At 54.0% G+C, this 18,479-nt stretch carries 8 protein-coding genes; all 8 read left to right on the forward strand.

The genetic code is table 11. The features are described from left to right. Nucleotides 1–151 precede the first annotated feature (151 nt). The 8 genes from NTU47_03590 (at nt 152) to NTU47_03625 (ending at nt 18,369) form a co-directional block, all read left to right on the forward strand. Nucleotides 152–1,456, forward strand: a complete 1,305-nt coding sequence (locus tag NTU47_03590) for a SpoIIE family protein phosphatase (GenBank protein MCX6132877.1) — start codon at nt 152–154, stop codon at nt 1,454–1,456. 610 nt (nt 1,457–2,066) lie between these two features. Then, complete coding sequence (locus NTU47_03595; protein ID MCX6132878.1) at nt 2,067–4,196, forward strand: protein kinase; 2,130 nt, start codon at nt 2,067–2,069, stop codon at nt 4,194–4,196. Nucleotides 4,197–4,347: 151 nt separating this feature from the next. Further along, nucleotides 4,348–7,023 carry a protein kinase gene (locus NTU47_03600; GenBank protein MCX6132879.1) on the forward strand — a complete coding sequence of 892 codons (2,676 nt, stop codon included), beginning with the start codon at nt 4,348–4,350 and terminating at the stop codon, nt 7,021–7,023. 340 nt (nt 7,024–7,363) lie between these two features. Next, the gene (locus NTU47_03605; GenBank protein MCX6132880.1) at nt 7,364–9,985 is read left to right on the forward strand and encodes a protein kinase; all 2,622 of its coding nucleotides are present in this window, start codon (nt 7,364–7,366) and stop codon (nt 9,983–9,985) included. Nucleotides 9,986–10,054: 69 nt separating this feature from the next. Further along, the gene (locus NTU47_03610; protein ID MCX6132881.1) at nt 10,055–12,184 is read left to right on the forward strand and encodes a protein kinase; all 2,130 of its coding nucleotides are present in this window, start codon (nt 10,055–10,057) and stop codon (nt 12,182–12,184) included. 151 nt (nt 12,185–12,335) lie between these two features. Continuing rightward, complete coding sequence (locus NTU47_03615; protein MCX6132882.1) at nt 12,336–15,035, forward strand: protein kinase; 2,700 nt, start codon at nt 12,336–12,338, stop codon at nt 15,033–15,035. A gap of 304 nt (nt 15,036–15,339) precedes the next feature. Beyond that, on the forward strand, nt 15,340–17,925 hold the full coding sequence (locus NTU47_03620) for a protein kinase (protein ID MCX6132883.1): 2,586 nt from the start codon (nt 15,340–15,342) through the stop codon (nt 17,923–17,925). Between the two features lie 45 nt (nt 17,926–17,970). Next, on the forward strand, nt 17,971–18,369 hold the full coding sequence (locus NTU47_03625) for a hypothetical protein (GenBank protein MCX6132884.1): 399 nt from the start codon (nt 17,971–17,973) through the stop codon (nt 18,367–18,369). Nucleotides 18,370–18,479: the final 110 nt, after the last annotated feature.

An 18,479-nucleotide genomic window follows, 5' to 3' on the forward strand; every position in this document is an offset into this window, starting at 1 on the left:
AAGAGCATCGACCTCATACTTTCTTTATATTGTGAACAGTTCTCCCCCCGATTGGTTCTCTCACTCTCTTTAAATATGGGAATCATTGAACCTCCTAAGTTGTTGTCATTAATAGCTTTTTTCTTCCCAACCATGTCACTCCAAGGAAACTATGCCCGTCCAGTCTGGCCAGGATCCGCGGCTGCAATCTCTTGAAGAGGAAAACAAACGCCTGAAACGCGCCGTCGAAGAGCTTTCGGTATTGAATGATCTGGCGCGTGCAATTGGAGCGTCTCTCAACACAGAAGAGATTGTACAGACGATTGTGCGTCGCTCGCTGCGGGCAAGCAGCGCCGAACAGGGTGTCATCACGCTGGTTGAAGAAGAATCCAACCAATCGATGAAGACGCTTGTTCGGACGATGGTGAGTTCGAGAGAACAGGGACATTTTCATTTCAGCCAGGCGCTTCTTGGCTGGATGCACCTCAACAAGAAGCCCCTGGTCATCAACGACCCAAAAACCGATGAGAGATTCCGCGGTATCCCGTGGGAAGAATCCGTTCTGTCACTTATCGCAGTTCCCATGATGGTCAAGTCCGAATTGCGGGGAGTGCTGACTGTCTACAACAAGAAAGACGGGAAGCCCTTCACAGAAGACGATCAGAGACTTCTGGCGATCATTGCGGGACAATCGGGTCAGGTCGTGGAAAACGCACGACTCTACGAGAAAGAGAAGACTCTCGTTAAAATGCAGGAAGAGCTGAAGTTCGCGGCCCGTATTCAGAACGAACTTCTGCCGAAATCAGCCCCCAGTATTCCCGGCTATGAAATTGCGGGCAGATCCATTCCGGCCCAGGAAGTTGGAGGCGACTATTACGACTTCATCCCCATCGATGACCATCATCTCGCTTTCTGTCTCGGAGACGTTACCGGCAAGGGGTTGCCCGCTTCTCTCCTGATGGCCAATCTTCAGGCAACGCTGCGCGGACAAACGCTGACAACAGCATCCCCGAGAACATGTCTGGAGCGTTCGAACCAATTGCTGTATCAAAGCACCAGCCCCGAGAAATTTGCCACTCTGTTCTATGCTATCCTTGACACGCAGAACCATCAGCTTCATTATTCCAATGCCGGTCAGGATAGTCCTTATCTTTGTGCCACCCAATCCGGAATCAAACGCCTGAAGGTCGGCGGAATCCCCCTCGGGATGCTGCCCAACTTCGGTTTCGAGGAAGAGTCCGTTCCGATGGAAGATGACAGCCTCCTGATTGTCTATTCCGACGGCGTTACGGAAGCCATGAATGTCGAAGAAGACATGTTCGGCGATGATCGCATCGCTGCTGTGATCGATCAGCACAAGCACGCGCCCGCCTCCGAGATCATCGACCACCTCGTTGCAGCCGTGAAGAAACATGCGGCCGGCCACGCCCAATCCGACGACATTACCGTAGTCGTCATGCGACGGAAGAAGAACTAACGTTTCACTCCAGAGAATCTACACACTGAGGAATCGCTCTTTGGGCAATCTCTTACCTTTTCGTCATTCTTGTTCTTGATAACGAGCAGAAGGATGACTTGAATGGAACAATTCACTATTCATTAGTTAACTATTTAACTACCCCCCTTTCATCATGATCGGTCAGACAATATCGGACTACAAAATCATGGGTACCCAATTATGAACCAAAGAAAACTCACGACCGTCACCCTGAGCGCAGCGAGCGAATTGTGCGAGCGAAGTCGAACCCTTCGGCTCCAACGGGGATTAAGCACTAATGTCGCTCGGGGTTCGATCCTGAGCTTGTCGAAGGATCGAAGGGTGTGCTCGGCTCAGCAGGCATGGAACAGTCTTCGACTCCGTCCCGCCGCTGCAACAGGCGGGACTGCGCTCAGACTGACGGAGGTCTCCTGATGATCGGGACAATGATATCCCACTACAAAATCGTCGGGAAGTTAGGCGGAGGCGGTATGTCCCGAATTTTCCTGCGAACGCTTTCTGTGAGCAGTAGAAATGTTGAGGATCCCCGCCTGCCATTGTTGGTTCAGAAAGGCGGGCAGGCGCCTTCTTTTTGGCGGAGGCGTCGTCAATGATAGGCACGACAATATCCCATTATAGGATTTTGGAAAAGCTTGGTGAAGGAGGTATGGGCGTGGTGTATAAGGCTCAAGACACCAACCTCGACCGTTTTGTTGCGTTGAAATTTCTCTCCTCCTCCCTTTCTTCATCGCGGGAGAACAAGGCCCGGTTTCTCCAGGAGGCGAAGGCGACCGCCGCCCTGACGCATCCAAATATTCTTTCTGTCTACGAGATCGGCGAGAGCGATGACTCGATGTTCCTTGCCATGGAATTCCTCGAGGGAACAACTCTGAAGATTCACGTTGCGGAGCTGAAGACGGGCTCCGGCGTGCCTATTCACCAGGCGCTTGAATGGACGGAGAATATCGCCCTGGGACTCAAGGCCGCGCACGAAAAGAACATCGTGCATCGCGATATCAAGTCAGAGAACATCATGATCACCCGGAACGGTCAGTTGAAGATCATGGACTTCGGTCTGGCCAAGTTGAAGAATCACAGTACACTCACAAAGGCCGGAACATCCCTCGGGACCCTTGCCTATATGTCGCCCGAGCAGGCCCAGGGGCAGACAGCCGACGCCCGGTCGGATCTCTGGTCTCTTGGCATCATATTCTTTGAGCTGTTGACTGCCGATCTTCCCTTCAAATCAGAGCACGAAGCAGGGCTCTTATATCTCATCGTAAATCAGGACCCACCATCACCGAGCGAACTTGACAGAAGGATACCACACGCTGTCGATGGTCTTGCGCGCAAGCTGCTCGCGAAGGATCGGAATCAGCGATATCAGACGGCCGATGAAGTTTTTGAAGCTCTCCGAAGGATCCGGCAGGAGATGAGCGCCGCAGCCACGTCCGAAAAGCAAAAGGCCATCGCCGTTCTTCCATTCACCAACATCGGTGCGGACAAGGAGAACGAGTATTTCGGCGACGGATTGACCGAGGAGCTGATCGTACACCTCTCGCAGCTGAAAAATATCGATGTTGTCTCGAAGACGAGCACAATGCAGTTCAAGGGAACCAACAAGGATATCAAGACCATCGGCCGGGAATTGGGTTCGCGCTACATCCTCGAAGGGAGCGTCCGGAAATTTCAGGACAATCTCCGAATCGCCGTTCAGCTGATCGACGTGGAGAGCGGGCGTCAACTCTGGGCCGAGTCGTATAAAGGAACGCTGGCGGACGTCTTCGATATCCAGGAACAGGTGGCGAAACAGATTGTCGATGCGTTGATGATCAAGCTGACGCCGACCGAGAAAACCGTGTTGTCAAAACGCACCACGGTGAATGCCGAAGCATTTGACTGCAATCTTCGTGCACGCGACTTCCTCAGTCGCCGTACCAGGACAAGCGTGAACATGGCTGTCCAGTTTTTCCAGAAGGCCATTCAACTCGATCCACGGTACGCATCGGCGTACGCGGGCCTGGGAGAATCGTATGGCATTCTCTACCGTGATTTCGATCGGAAGGAAGCGTGGCTCGATCGTGCTCTTGATGTGAGTTTGAAGGCAATCATGTACGACGCTTCTTTATCGGAGGCATACGCCTCCCTGGCACTTGCCTATTTGGGCAAGAGCTCTTTGGACGAAGCTCTTGAGGCGAGTCAAAAGGCGATTATCCTCGACCCGAAGAATTTCAACGCATACTGGATCCTCTCAAGAATCTACCATACCACCGATCGGGACAAAGAAGCGGCAGATGCGTTGGAAAAGGCCATTGCACTGAATCCTGAATTCCTCCAAGCTTATGATGATCTGGTGATGTATCTCGAGCGGCTTGGCAACAAACAGAAATACGACGAAGTACTGCACAACGTCCTTCAGGTCTATCCCGGATATCTGGAGCGCTATCCGGACGATGCTTACCGGCGAATGGCGTTCGCCGTTCACCTGGTGTACGAAAACCGATCCGCGGAGGCAAGAAGGGAAGGCGAAAAGGCCCTTGAAACAAGCTCGAGCGACCCCATAATGATGTACTACGGCGCATGCCTCTATGCCCGACTCCGGGAGAACCACCGGGCCGTGGACTTGCTGAGGAGCGCCGTAGAAAATGGCTATGAGAATTTTGAGTGGATTAAACGGGACCCGGATTTTGAAAATATCCGGAGCGAGCCCGGATATATAGAGTTGCTGAAGGGGCGGTAAGCGATGAATGCAGGAGATCCCGGCTCGCCGGATGGTAACCGTCCACAGGCATCTTCAGATTCGATGATCATGTTGTTGCGGTATCCGCTCGTCGTGCTGACGGTCGGACGTACCAACTATTCCACTATGTCTTAACTCAACAAGACCCACTATGATCGGAACAACTGTATCCCACTATAGGATTTTGGAAAAGCTTGGTGAAGGAGGTATGGGCGTGGTGTATAAGGCTCAAGATACCAACCTTGACCGCTTTGTTGCGTTGAAATTTCTCCCTCCCCACGTCGCTGCTTCACGTGACGACAAAGCGCGCTTTCTGCAGGAAGCAAAAGCGGTGGCCTCCCTTGCGCACCCGAACATCTGCACGATCCATAGCGTTGAAGAAGAGGATGGCAAAGCGTTCATTGTCATGGAGTACGTCGAAGGCAAAACGCTCAAGGACATGGATCAGAACGTTCCCCTGAAGCAGGCGGTCGAAATCGGCACGCAAGTGGCTGATGGACTCGCCGCCGCGCATGAAAAAGGTGTCGTCCACAGGGACATCAAGCCTGACAACATCATGATCCGCAAAGATGGACGCGTGCAGATCATGGACTTCGGACTGGCGAAGCTTAAAGGTGTTTCCCGGCTCACCAAGGAAGGAAGCACTGTGGGGACAGCCGGTTACATGTCACCCGAGCAGGTGCAGGGGCAGGAAACAGACCATCGCACGGACATCTTCTCGCTGGGGGTTGTGCTGTACGAGTTGTTTACAGGGGAATCGCCATTCAAGGGAGTCCACGAAACTGCCATTTCGTATGAGATCGTCAATGTCGACCCCGCGCCCCTCTCGGCTGTAAAGCCGGAGATCGACCCTCAACTCGACGCGATCATTCTGGAGTGTCTTGAGAAGGAACCATCAGAGAGATACCAATCTGTCGCAGAAGTTGCCAAAGAGTTGCGACGATTCAAGCGCGAGTCTTCCCGTTCGCGCGTCAGCCGCGTCAGTGTTGCGAGGCCGATCTACAAATCGGATAACGCCGCATCTGCAAGCGCAGAGATGAAGCCGAAGATCCGGATTACACGTCGTGAATTCGCGGCTTGGATTCTCGCAGGAGTACTGCTCGTCAGCAGCGTCGTGGTTGCTTATTTCTCTCTACGCGAAAGCGAAGTGTTCGTAACCCGCTCCTCCATCCTCCCTCCGGAGAAAACAACATTTAACGCTGACCTTGGGGGCCACATTGCGTTATCACCGAACGGCAAGTTGCTCGCCTTCGTTGGACAAGACTCTGCCCGCAAATCGAATGTCTGGGTTCGTCCGCTGAATGCGCTTTCGGGCCAGATGCTCAGCGGCACAGAAGGGGCACAATATCCTTTTTGGTCGCCGGACAGCCGCTTCATCGGATTCTTTGCGGGAGGAAAGCTGAGAAAAATCGAGGCGTCCGGCGGACCACCTCAGACGATTTGCGAGGCTTCCGACGCCCGGGGAGGGACATGGAATCGCGATGGCGTCGTGGTCTTCACGGCGGCCGGGAATACTCCTTTATCACGCGTGTCTGCAGCAGGAGGATCGCCAACAGTTCTTACCAAGTTTGATAGTTCGCGACAGGAAATAAGTCATCGTTGGCCATGGTTTCTGCCCGATGGCAAGCATTTCTTGTTTGGTGTCCAGACAACGCAGACGGGAGCAGCTGAAGGGGATCTTATTTGTGTCGGTTCGCTTGACGGCACAGAGAACAATACCCTGCTTCATGCCAGTTCGAACATGGCGTATGCGGCGGGCCATGTGCTCTTCCTTCGTGAACAATCCCTTATGGCGCAGCCGTTCGACGTGAAGAGTCTCTCATTCACCGGCGATGCGTTTCCCGTTGCCGAGCAGGTTCAATTTTTCGCGAATCGCAACAAGGCAATCTTCACTGTCTCGGACAATGGAGTTCTTGCGTTCCAAACCGGCGGTATCTCCGGAAGCTCGCAGCTCATCTGGTATGATCGTACAGGCAAGGAACTCGAAAGAGTTGATAAGCCGGGGAATTTCGGCAATTTCAGGCTTTCGCCGGATGCAAAGAACCTTGCAGTTGACGTTTCTGACACCAAGTCCCGGAATGTGGATCTTTGGGTCTATGATCTTGCCCGGAAGGTTTCTACACGATTCACATTCGACCCTGCTGTGGAGGCCTATCCCGTTTGGTCGCCTGATGGGAACCGTATCGTGTTTAACTCGAATAGAAAGTCCCTTTTCAATCTTTATCAGCGTGCCTCGAGCGGCGCAGGAAGCGAAGAGTTGTTGTTGGAGTCAGACCATACTAAGATCCCGACTGATTGGTCTGCGGATGGTCGGTTCCTGCTGTATTTTACGTTCGGAGATCAAAAAACAGGAACTGATTTGTGGGTTTTACCTCTCTCCGGCGACCGCAAACCCATTCTGTTCTTACAAACAGAGTTTAACGAAGTTCGCCCAACAATGTCACCCGGCGGCAAGTGGATAGCGTATCAGTCGAATGAGTCCGGGACCAACCAAGTGTATGTTCGTCCGTTTCCCGGGCCTGGAGGTAAGTACCAGGTATCAACGACACCGGGAAGTCGTCCCCGGTGGAGGAAAGATGGGAAGGAGTTGTATTACCTGGGTGCTGATGGCAGATTAATGGCGGCGGAAGTGGCATCAATCGGGGAAACGTTTGTCGTCGGTGCGGTCCGGCCGCTCTTTGCGACTCGAGCGGTAACCGGACTGACAACTTCCTACGACGTGACGGCAGACGGCAAACGCTTTCTCGTGAACACCGTTCTGGGTGAGACATTGTCATTCCCCATCACGCTCGTTGTGAACTGGGATGCGGAGTTGAAGAAGAAGTGAATGGAGTGATGAGTGCAAAGTATCAAGTAGTGAATAACGTAAAGAGTGAAAAATAAGACGTTCGAAGACTTGTTGGCATCGGATCATTGTCCGTAGGACCCCTTGGGGGTCAATGGATCGATGAACCAATCACTATTCACCATTTAGCCAGTTAACCAATTCACATGATTGGTCAGACAATATTTCACTATAGGATTCTTGAAAAGCTCGGCGAGGGCGGCATGTCCCGAATTTTCCTGCGAACGCTTTTTGTGAGCAGTAGAAACTTTGAGGATCCTCGCCTGCCATTGTTGGTTCAGAAAGGCGGGCAGGCGCCTTCTTTTTGGCGGAGGCGTAGCATATGATTGGACAGACTATCTCTCACTATAAGATTCTAGAGAAGCTGGGTGAAGGGGGCATGGGCGTCGTCTATAAGGCCCGGGATACCAAGCTCAATCGCGATGTCGCCCTGAAATTCCTGCCATCGCATGTCACAGCAAAGGATGTCGATCGTTCGCGCTTTCTCCTCGAAGCCCGGTCGGCAGCTCTCTTGAATCACCCCAACATTTGCATCATCTACGGCATTCACGACGAAGGCGAGAGACCCTTCATCGAAATGGAATTCGTTGATGGGAAAACGTTGAGGGAGCTCGACCTCGCAGCCACAAAAGTCGAGATGTCACTTGGCTATGCTGTACAGATCGGAGAAGCTCTCCAGGAAGCGCACAGCAAGGGAATTGTCCACCGAGACATCAAGGCCGACAATATTATGGTCAACTCGAAGAGCCAGGTGAAGGTGATGGACTTCGGATTGGCCAAAATCAAGGGCTCGCTCAAGCTGACAAGGACTTCCTCGACACTCGGTACTCTCGGCTACATGGCACCGGAGCAGATCCAGGGTGGCGAAGTCGACGCACGATCGGACATCTTCGCCTTCGGCGCGGTGTTGTTTGAGATGCTGACAGGCCGTTTGCCGTTCCGCGGCGAACACGAAGCGGCAATGATGTATTCAATTCTCAACGAGCAGCCTGAACCATTGACAAAGCATCGTTCAGACACGCCGGAAGATCTTCAGCGGATCATTCTCAGAGCACTCGAGAAAGACCCTGAAGACCGCTATCAATCGGCCGCAGACATGGTGAGCGAAATCAGGCGGCTGCAGAAGAAGACCTCGCGCGTCATGCGCACGCAGGAAATCCCCGTGCAAAAGCCCGAGACAGGAACCCTGGTCACCCCTCTACCATCCGGCGCGCATGAGAGGCCGTCGGTCTCAAAGCGAAATCTCCGAATTGCGATCGGCGCGACCGGCCTCGTCGCTGTCGCGATTGTCGTCATGCTTCTCACCTCGAAGCACACAGTGAATCTCAACGCGGACATGTCATTCCAGGTCCTCCAAATACCATTTACGCAAACGGGACCTCCGGCCATTTCACGGGACGGCAATTGGATCGCGTATCCCGCCATCGATGCAAAGGGAAAATGGGATGTGTACTTCATGAATTCCACCGGCGGCGATGCGAAGAGGATCACATCGGACTCTTCACTCTCCATTCAGTCTGTTGACATTTCTCCCGACGGCAGCCGGGTGGTGTACGACCGGACAGACGCATCCGGATTCAAAACCGAAATCGCAATTGTCTCCACCCTCGGAGGAACAAGCAAGCGGCTCGCTGATCCCGGGGCCGCTCCCCGCTGGCGCCCCGATGGCCAACGCATCGGATATGTTCGAAACAAGGATGTGGGAGGCACTTCGGTATTTCCGGAATTGTGGACAATGAAACCGGACGGCAGCGATAACCATCGTGAATTCCTCGATTCGCTGGCAGCACCTCATGGCTACCCGGTCTTCTCATGGTCACCTGATGGCGGCTCCGTTGTATTTGTCCGGTTCTATCCGGGTCGATTTCAGGAGCTTGTCACGTACGATTTCGAAAGCCGTTCGATGCGTACACTCACATCAGGTAAGAAAAACATCGGCGATGCAGAGTGGACGACACGAGGAACGATCGTCTATTCATCCAACAACAGTGGAAACACGAACTTGTGGATGATTCCGGCTTCTGGGGGAACACCGGTACAGGTCACCAAGGGGAGCGGGCCCGATTTCAACGCACGTTCCTCCGCTGATGGAGCGCGCTTGATTTACCTTCAGCAACAATCGGTTAGCCATTTCTGGATGGCGAATACCGGCGGCGCCCGTCAACTCACATTCGATGACATCAACATTCTCAACATCGCACTTTCGCCGGACGGCAAGCAGATTGCCTTTGTCAGTTCTCTCCAGGATCCCCTGAAGCCCGGGCAGATCCTCAATGTGATGGACCGCGAAGGATCCAACAGAGTCCAACTCACGACAAGTGACGGCGCGGCTCATGGTCCGGTCTGGAGCCCAAACAGCAAGTTTCTCCTCTATGGGCAGCATGCCGCTCTTGAAGTCCATGATTCCGTCAAGGTGTACCTCATCGATCCCTCAAATCCGGGAAGTACCCGCACACTCGGCAAGGGAGAGCCCGTCTGGTGGACTGACAATCAGTCGTTTTCTTATTACCGTTCGTTTCAAACCTGGACCATGACTATTGACGGCTCTGGACAACCAGAGCTGCTTGCCGATTCCGCTTTCGCTTTGAAGATGCAGAATGGGAAATACATTTTGAGTTTCGATCAACACTCGGGAAGAGAAGGACTCTGGATTGCCCCCGTTCCCGGATTGAAAGACGCGCAACTCCCCACCCCGAAGAAACTTCTTAAAGCAGGTGTCTCCGTTACCATAGAACCGTCGGGTCGATACATCTATTATGTGAAGGGGGTCGGCGAGATGAGACGGATGTCGCTTCCTGACGGACGAGACGAACGAATCACAGGATCCTTTCAGGGTTTGACACCGCAATCATCCATTGATGTCAGCAGGGATGGAAAAGAAATCATCTATCTCGATACACGGATCAACGCGAAACTTGTGATGATAGAGAATCTATTTAAGTAGAAACGGGCAACCGAGCGGTCGGATCCTCGAACCAATTAACTCGTTTACCAACTAACCAGGTCATACCTCGTGATCGGTCAAACAATATCGCATTATCAGATTCTTGAAAAGCTGGGAGAGGGAGGAATGGGCGTCGTTTATAAGGCCCAGGATACCAAGCTTCAGCGCTTCGTTGCACTCAAATTTCTTTCGACGCATCTTTCCGCATCGGAAGAGAGCAAGACGCGGTTTATGCAGGAGGCACGGGCGGCAGCAGCACTCAATCACCCCAATATTCTCGGCATATACGAGATCAGCAGGCAAGATGGAAACGAGTTCTTCGTCATGGAGTATGTCGAAGGGACGACCCTGAAATCTCACATCGAGAATCAGAAGTCTTCCTCGGGGACCACTCCCCACCAGGCTCTTGCATGGACGGAACAAATCGCCCGAGGCCTGAAAGCCGCCCATGGCAAAAACATCGTGCATCGTGATATCAAACCCGAAAACATCATGATCGCCAGCGATGGCCTTCTGAAGATCATGGATTTCGGCATTGCCAAGCTGAAGAGCAGCTCCGGGCTGACGAGGACCGGGACATCACTCGGAACGCTTTCCTACATGTCGCCTGAACAGGCACAGGGGGTCGCCACCGACGCACGCTGTGATATCTGGTCGCTCGGCGTTGTCTTCTATGAACTCCTGACAGGCGAAAGGCCCTTCAGGGCTGAGCATGATGCGGGACTCCTGTATCTGATTGTTAACGAGGATCCGCCAGCGCCAAGCGCTCTCGACAAAAAGATTCCGCGGCAACTGGACGCTGTCGTGATGAAAATGCTGCAGAAGGATCGTGCCAAACGCTTCGAGACGATGGAAGCCCTTCTGCTCGAGCTGACAGATGTTCAGCAGGCAATCGCAATGGCCGCTGGTGCCTCAAAGACAAAGGCGATCGCCGTCCTGCCGTTCGGCAATATTTCTCCCGACAAAGAGAGCGACTATTTCAGCGATGGACTGACGGAGGAGCTCATTGCAAGCCTTGCGCGGCTGAAAGATGTTCGGCTGGTTCCCCGGGCGACATCGATGCAGTACAAGGGAACAACCAAGGATATCAAAACCATCGCACGGGAACTTGCTACACGGTACATCTTATCCGGCAGCGTCAGAAAATTTCAGGACAACCTCCGCATCACTGTTGAGCTGATCGACGTGGATACAGACGCTCAACTCTGGGCAGAAACCTACAAAGGAAAGCTCGAAGACGTATTCGACATCCAGGAGCAGGTCTCGAAGCAGATTGTCGACGCACTGATGGTCAAGTTGTCCCCGACCGAAAAGGTAGTTCTGACCAAGCGATCGACGCTCAACGCGGAAGCATTCGACTGCAATCTCCGGGCGAGAGATTTTCTTTATCGGCGCACAAAGAACAGCATTCAATTCGCAATTCAGCTGTTCCAGAAAGCAATCGAGCTTGATCAGCGATATTCGGGAGCATACGCCGGACTCGGGGAGGCCTATGCCACTTTGTATCAGCAATTCGAAAGAAAAGAGTTGTGGCTCGACCGGGCAGTCGAGTCGGGCTTGAAGGCGCTGATGTACGATTCGTCTTCGTCAGACGCCTACGCCGCTTTGGGCCTCGCCTATTTTCATAAGAAATCGGTCGAAGACGCGTTGGCTGCCAGCCAGAGAGCGATCGAGCTGGACCCAAACAATTTTGTCGGGTATTGGATCCTTGGAAGAATCTATCACACGACTGATAGGGATCATGAAGCCGTTGAGCTCTTCAAGAAGGTCATTACACTCAACCCCGATTTCTACACTGCATACGGCGATCTCAAGGTCGCTTACGGGAGAATCGGAGACAAGGAACGAGGACATGAGACGATGCTGCAGGCAATCCAGGTGTTCAGACGCTTCCTGCCACAGCATCCCGATGACGCGCGTGCCCACATGTACTTTGCGAATGCCCTTGTGCAAGAAGGAGAACGTGATGAGGCCAAAGCCGAAGCTGCAAAAGCACTCGAGCTAAGCCCCGGTGACCCGAACATGCTCTATAACGCGGCCTGCTTCTATGCCCTTCTAAACGAATTAAAACTCGCCATCGAGACACTTAAGAACGCAATTACTGCCGGATATCAGCACTACGAATGGATCCAACGCGATAGTGACCTGAACAGCATCCGGCAGGAACCTGAGTATGTCGAATTGATGAAAGGTAAGTGAACGTCAGCATGATTGGACAAACGATTTCTCATTACCAGGTTCTTGAGAAGCTGGGCGAAGTGCCAAACTTCCCGACGAGTGTCCTTCAACGAGTCGCCGGAAGTTTGAGCATCCCGCCGTCTTCTGGCGGGAGCTGCAACTTGAGGTGCATATGATCGGGACAACGATTAACCACTACAACATTCTTGAGAAGCTTGGCGAAGGTGGTATGGGTATTGTCTATAAAGCCCATGACACAACCCTCAACCGCGCCGTTGCGCTCAAGTTCCTCCCTCCTCACGTTTCGGGATCTGAACAGGACAAGGCCCGGTTCCTGCAGGAGGCACAGTCCGCCGCTGCGCTGAGCCATCCGAACATCTGCACCATTCATGGCATCGAAGAAAGTGAGTCAGCCGCAGGCAGACAGCAATTCATTGTGATGGAATATGTCGAAGGCCAGACACTGCAGGAGAAAAAATCTCTCCTCTCGGTAAAACAGGCCATCGACATCGGCATTCAGATCGCCGAGGGGCTGGCAGCAGCTCACGAGAAAGGTGTCATCCACAGGGATATCAAACCCGATAACATCATGATCCGCAAGGACGGAATCGTGCAGATCATGGATTTTGGTCTTGCAAAACTCCGCGGTGCGTCGCGGCTAACCAAGGAAGGCTCAACGGTCGGCACAGCCGGCTACATGTCTCCAGAACAGGTGCAGGGGCTGGATGCCGATCACCGGTCGGACATTTTCTCGATGGGGGTCGTACTGTTCGAACTCTTCACGAAACAGCTCCCCTTCAAGGGAATTCATGAGACAGCCATCTCCTATGAGATCGTCAACGTTGATTCGCCGCCGATGTCGTCGCTCAATCCGGAAATCTCCCCCGAACTCGACTCGATAATTCTCGAATGTCTCGAAAAAGACCCCAGAGAGCGAACGCAGGCAGCGAGTCAGGTGGCTCTTGATCTGAAACGATATCGGCGCGATTCCAGCCGGCAACGCATGAGCAGAATCACGGCCGCCAGGCCGGCAGTCGTGTCACGAATCGAAGCCGCTGCGCAACTGGATCAATCGTCCAGCCCCGAAGTGAAGACGGCCCGTTCGAAAATCACTCGCTGGATACCGATCGTCGTCACAGCATTCGTCGCAATGTTTCTTGGGCTCGGCGGCGCGTATCTGTTGTTCTTCCCGCCCAGCGCGCCAGAGCCGATCTGGGCCTCGATCGAGATGCCTCGCGGGACGGTGTATGTCAATGGTGTCGGGGGGCATTCGAGTATTTCGCCCGACGGAACCATGATCGTCTTCAGCGGAATCGATTCACTTTTTCAACGCACACTTTGGATTCGTCCGCTTCGCTCGAACATTTCCCGTTCTTTGCTCGGCACGAAAGACGCGGAATATCCTTTCTGGTCGTTCGACAGCCGGTCCGTCGGTTTTTTTGCCGAGGGAAAACTCCGGACCGTCAGCGCGAACGGCGGACCGGTGCTCACGCTCGCCGATGCGCCTCTGGGCCGCGGCGGTTCCTGGGGCAAAAACGGACTCATCGTCTTCGCCCCCAATGTCGCAGATCCCAATCTCTTTGGTGTCCCTGCTGTCGGAGGAGCTGTTCGTCCCGTGACTGCATTTGATACCGGAAAGATCGCCGCTCCGCGCTACCCCTGGTACCTTCCCGACGGACATCATTTCCTCTTCACGTCCGTCGAACTCGGCGGCAGAGGAGCGAACACCATCACCTATGTCGGCTCCGACGACGGTGGACAACCGAAAGAGGTCGCCCGGGGATTCTCCAATTGTGTCTTCGCCGCAGGACACCTGCTCTACCTCCGCCAGGGCATTCTGATGGCACAACCTTTCAACGCGAGCTCCTTCACGCTGACAGGAGATGCCGTATCGCTCCAGGAGGGTGTCAACGCATGGCGCCCGCGTGCAAAGGGAGACTTTTCGGCATCCGAGAACGGCATCCTTCTTTCCTCCATCGGGGGCAGCACCACCATAGAAGAGATCATCTGGATCGATACTGAGGGCCGCCAATTGGCGATTGTGCAGGCGACGCCATGGACCGCGGCTCGGTTGTCCCCGGACGAAAAACACATCGCGTATGACGAGATTCAGAATCAGGATCAACGAACTGATATCTGGGTATTCGATATCACCCGAAATGTGAAAACGCGGCTCACGTTCGGAGCGTTTTCCGGATCGCGCCCGCTCTGGTCCCGCGACGGCTCTAAGATTATCTTCTCGGCTGAGATCGGCGTCAACAAGGCGAATCTCTTCGAGAAACGGGCGGACGGTTCCGGGCAGGAAGTTCTTCTCGCTCAAGGCGCAAACGCAAATTCCGTCCTCGCCCCTGTGGACATCTCTCCAGACAGCCGCAGCCTGCTCGTGACGGAGATCCTGGGGAATCAGGGAGAACTCGGCATCGTGGACCTGAGCGATTCCCAACGGCCGGCCAAGGTAACAAGACTCAACATCAGCGGGGAAGACGCCAGATTTTCACCCGATGGGAAATGGATCGTCTATCAATCCGATGAATCCGGGAAGCGTGAGATTTATGTCCGTTCGTTTCGGGGAGAAGGCGGCCAATGGCAAATTTCGTCAGGGACCGGAGAAGAGCCAATCTGGCTTGATAAGGAAATCGTGTTCTACTCGTCCTCCATCGACGCGCACATGAAGGCGGACGTTACTTTTTCCTCGGGAAAACCGTCATTTGGACAGGCCAAACCGCTGTTTCCTCCGGCAATGTCTCGCATGCGCCAGGTATTCGGAAAGTCAAAGAGCGGCGCACGCTATGTTGCTATCCGCCCGCTGGCAAGCCGGAGCACCAGCTCGCTGTCGGTGGTTGTCAACTGGCCCCAGTTGTTGAAGAAGTGAGGTGTGAGACGGAAGACTTGAAAAGAAGAGAACACAGAAGGTGATCGGCTGATCGGGCCACCTAACCAATCACCAATTTCCGCCGAAGGCGCCAGCCCGCCTCGATGCGGTAGTGAGGCTGGCGGGGATGCGCCTCTGGCGCAAACCAATCAAGAAAAGCTATGATCGGCCAGACAATCTCTCATTACAGCATTCTCGAAAAACTCGGTGAAGTCCCAAATTTTCCCGCGAGCGTTCTACCGCGAGCGGTTGAAAATTTGAGGATTCCGCCGTCGTGCGGCGGGAGCTGCAACTTGAGGTGCATATGATTGGGACAATAATTAGCCACTACGAGATTCTTGAGAAGTTGGGTGAAGGTGGCATGGGCGTGGTTTACAAAGCCCACGACGCCCGGCTGGCCCGCGATGTCGCGATCAAGTTTCTCTCATCAGAACTTTCCGGGTCCGCATCAGACCAGGAACGGTTCATCCAGGAGGCACGGGCCGCTTCGTCCCTGAACCATCCCTCTATTTGTACCATCTACGACATCGGAACACACGAAGGCCGACTGTATTTTGTGATGGAACTTGTCGATGGGACCACGCTCCTGGAAAACGCCGGAACCGCGAACGAGCAGTTGTGCCTGCGTATCATCCGGCAGGTTGCTGAGGGCCTCGGGGTGGCGCATGCAAAACAGATCATCCACCGGGACCTCAAGAGCAGCAACATCATGGTGATGGCGGACGGACGGGTGAAGATCATGGACTTCGGCCTTGCCAAGGTGGCCGGGCGCTCGGACCTGACCGCCGTCGGTTCGACCGTGGGAACGATGGCGTATCTGCCGCCGGAACAGGCCCGCGGCGAGGAAGTGGATCAGCGGGCGGATATCTACTCGCTCGGTGTTGTACTCTTCGAATTGCTTACGGGTGATCGCCCCTTCAAGGGACCGTATGACCACGCGATGCTGTATCAGATTCTGAACGAGGAAGCTCCTGCTCCTTCCTCGCGAACGCAGAGTATCTCTGCTTCAGCTGATGCCATCGTTCGACGGTGCCTCGCAAAGAATCCAAATGATCGCTACCAGTCGACACATGAATTGTGCAATGACATCGACGCTGTCCTCGCGGGTGGATCCACCAGTGTCTCGGGGCACATCAGTCCGAAACCAGCGGGGCGATCCCTGGCATCCCGGCGATGGTTGATACCGGTTCTCACAATTCTGCTGGTTGGAGCACTCGCTGTGACCCTTGCCTCTACCGACCTCCGGAACCGATTCGCCCGGATCATAGGAATCAACTCGGTTCCGGACCAGCAGCACCTGGCCGTTCTTCCATTTTCGAACATCGGGAACGATGTCGACCGCCAGGCACTCTGCGACGGGCTCACGGAAACGATGACCAGCCAGCTCACTCAGTTGGAACAATTTCACGGGTCGCTCTGGGTGGTTCCCGCGAGCGAGGTCAGGCGTTCGCGCATCAGGAGCGCCGAAGAAGCTCGAAAGTCGTTCGGTGTCAACCTCGTTGTTGACGGTTCGCTGCAGGCGATCGGGGAAGTCTATCGACTTACGCTCAACCTGATCGATGCTGGCTCAGTCCGGCAAATCAGCGGTGCCTCCATCGACCTCTCGCGCGACCAGCTTGCGTCGCTTCAGAACGAATCAGTCATGAAGGTGTTGGAGATGCTCCACGTGGAGTTTCACCCCGAGATGAAGCATGTGCTCCAGTCCGGTGGAACCTCCGTTCCTGCCGCGTTTGAGTTCTACCTGAGGGGTCGCGGCCAGTTGTTGCGGTACGAGAACGAAGAGAATATCGACAACGCCGTTCTTTCTTTCCGTCAGGCCATCAGGGAGGATTCCGCATATGCGTTGGCTCATGCTGCTCTTGGCGAAGCATTCTGGCGGAAATACGAGTTGGGAAAAGACACGCGATTGGTGCACGACGCGATCGCAGAGTGCAACCGGGCACAGTCCATCGACGCGAACCTCGCTCCAGTGAATATCACACTCGGGATGGTGTATGCGGGGACGGGCAAACCGGAGCAAGCGATACCGTTGTTTGAAGCAGCATTACAGAAGGATCCATCAAGCGCTGAAGCGTACCGGGGCCTTTCAAAGGCATACGAATCTCGTGGAGATATTCCAACGGCAGAGAAGACATACCGACGGGCGATTGAACTGCGACCGGACTATTGGGGGGGGCACAACGACCTGGGGGTCTTCTATTCTAAAAACAGCCGTTATGATGAGGCGATCGCCGCTTTCAAGAAAGTGATCAGCCTTACTCCGGACAACTACCGTGGTTACAGTAATGTTGGCGGTATGTACTATTTCCTCAAACGGTGGTCCGATGCCAGAGAGATGTTTGAGCTTTCGTACAACATCCGCCCCTCCTACCAGACTGCGTCAAACCTCGGAACCCTCAACTACGTTGAGGGTCGATTCCCGGAGGCTGCCACATGGTATGAGAGAGCACGCGCGTCTAATGCAAACGACCACTTTGTTACCGGGAACCTCGCGTCGGCCTACTACTGGAGCCCGGACGGAAGGGGGAAATCAACTGAGTTGTTCCGACAAGCTATCGGGCTTGCGCGACAGCAACTCTCTGTGAACCAGGACGACCCGGATATTATGGCTTCGCTGGGAGGATACTACGCGATGATCGGAGCCCGGGACAGTGCCCGTCTCTGCACGGAACGGTCCCTTCGGCTCAACAAGAACGATGCATCGATCCTCTTCCACGCGGGTACCACATACGAAGCAATCGGTGACCGGGAACGCGCACTGCAGTGGATTGGCAAAGCGCTCGACGCCGGATATTCTGTGAGTGAGATTTCGAGCCAGCCTGAGCTGAGGGAGCTCTATGCCGATCCGAGATATGCTGTCTTGATGAAGCGAACACGATCGCAAAAATGATCCAACTAATCCATTTCTCTCTCACCAATGAGTAAGGAATACCTCATGAAGTCATTCATACGCGCCATTACGTTGCCGCTGTTGTTTCTGTTCATCAGTGGCTTCGGACCGGGGCAAACCCCGCAGGACGTGCCGAAGAACGTCAATGTCTCGATTGCGAAGGTCGAGAATGTATGGAAAGTGGTCCTGACCGGCACAACAATCACGGAGGTCCATGTTGTAGAGGGGCAAAAGGTCATCTTCCACGCGGAAGGGACCGACGTGTACCTCCAGTTCGATGATGCAAACCTGTTCGGCGGGCACGCCAAGAAGATCAAGAGCGGTAAAACCCTGACTCTTGGCGTCGGACAAGTAGAAAAGGGAGTGTATACGTACTCAGCGTTCTGCGATGGACCGAAGGAATTTGCAGTGGGGGATTCGCCCCCAAAGATCATCGTGGACTGATGTTCGCTTGATATGAACAGATGTATGCTCTGTCCGGTGGCCAAGGTCTATAGATAGACGAGGCCACCGGGATGGAGATGCAGTCATCGGGTCTTTGAGCAACTAGATCA

The sequence above is a fragment of the Ignavibacteriales bacterium genome (assembly GCA_026390595.1).
Classification (GTDB): Bacteria; Bacteroidota; Ignavibacteria; order UBA10030; family UBA10030; genus UBA9647.

Bases quoted from the DNA above. Each gene is read 5' to 3' on its own strand.
- NTU47_03615 (MCX6132882.1), top strand. From the start codon at position 12,336: ATGATCGGGACAACGATTAACCACTACAACATTCTTGAGAAGCTTGGC.
- NTU47_03620 (MCX6132883.1), top strand. From the start codon at position 15,340: ATGATTGGGACAATAATTAGCCACTACGAGATTCTTGAGAAGTTGGGT.
- NTU47_03595 (MCX6132878.1), top strand. From the start codon at position 2,067: ATGATAGGCACGACAATATCCCATTATAGGATTTTGGAAAAGCTTGGT.
- NTU47_03605 (MCX6132880.1), top strand. From the start codon at position 7,364: ATGATTGGACAGACTATCTCTCACTATAAGATTCTAGAGAAGCTGGGT.
- NTU47_03590 (MCX6132877.1), top strand. From the start codon at position 152: ATGCCCGTCCAGTCTGGCCAGGATCCGCGGCTGCAATCTCTTGAAGAG.
- NTU47_03600 (MCX6132879.1), top strand. From the start codon at position 4,348: ATGATCGGAACAACTGTATCCCACTATAGGATTTTGGAAAAGCTTGGT.
- NTU47_03625 (MCX6132884.1), top strand. From the start codon at position 17,971: ATGAAGTCATTCATACGCGCCATTACGTTGCCGCTGTTGTTTCTGTTC.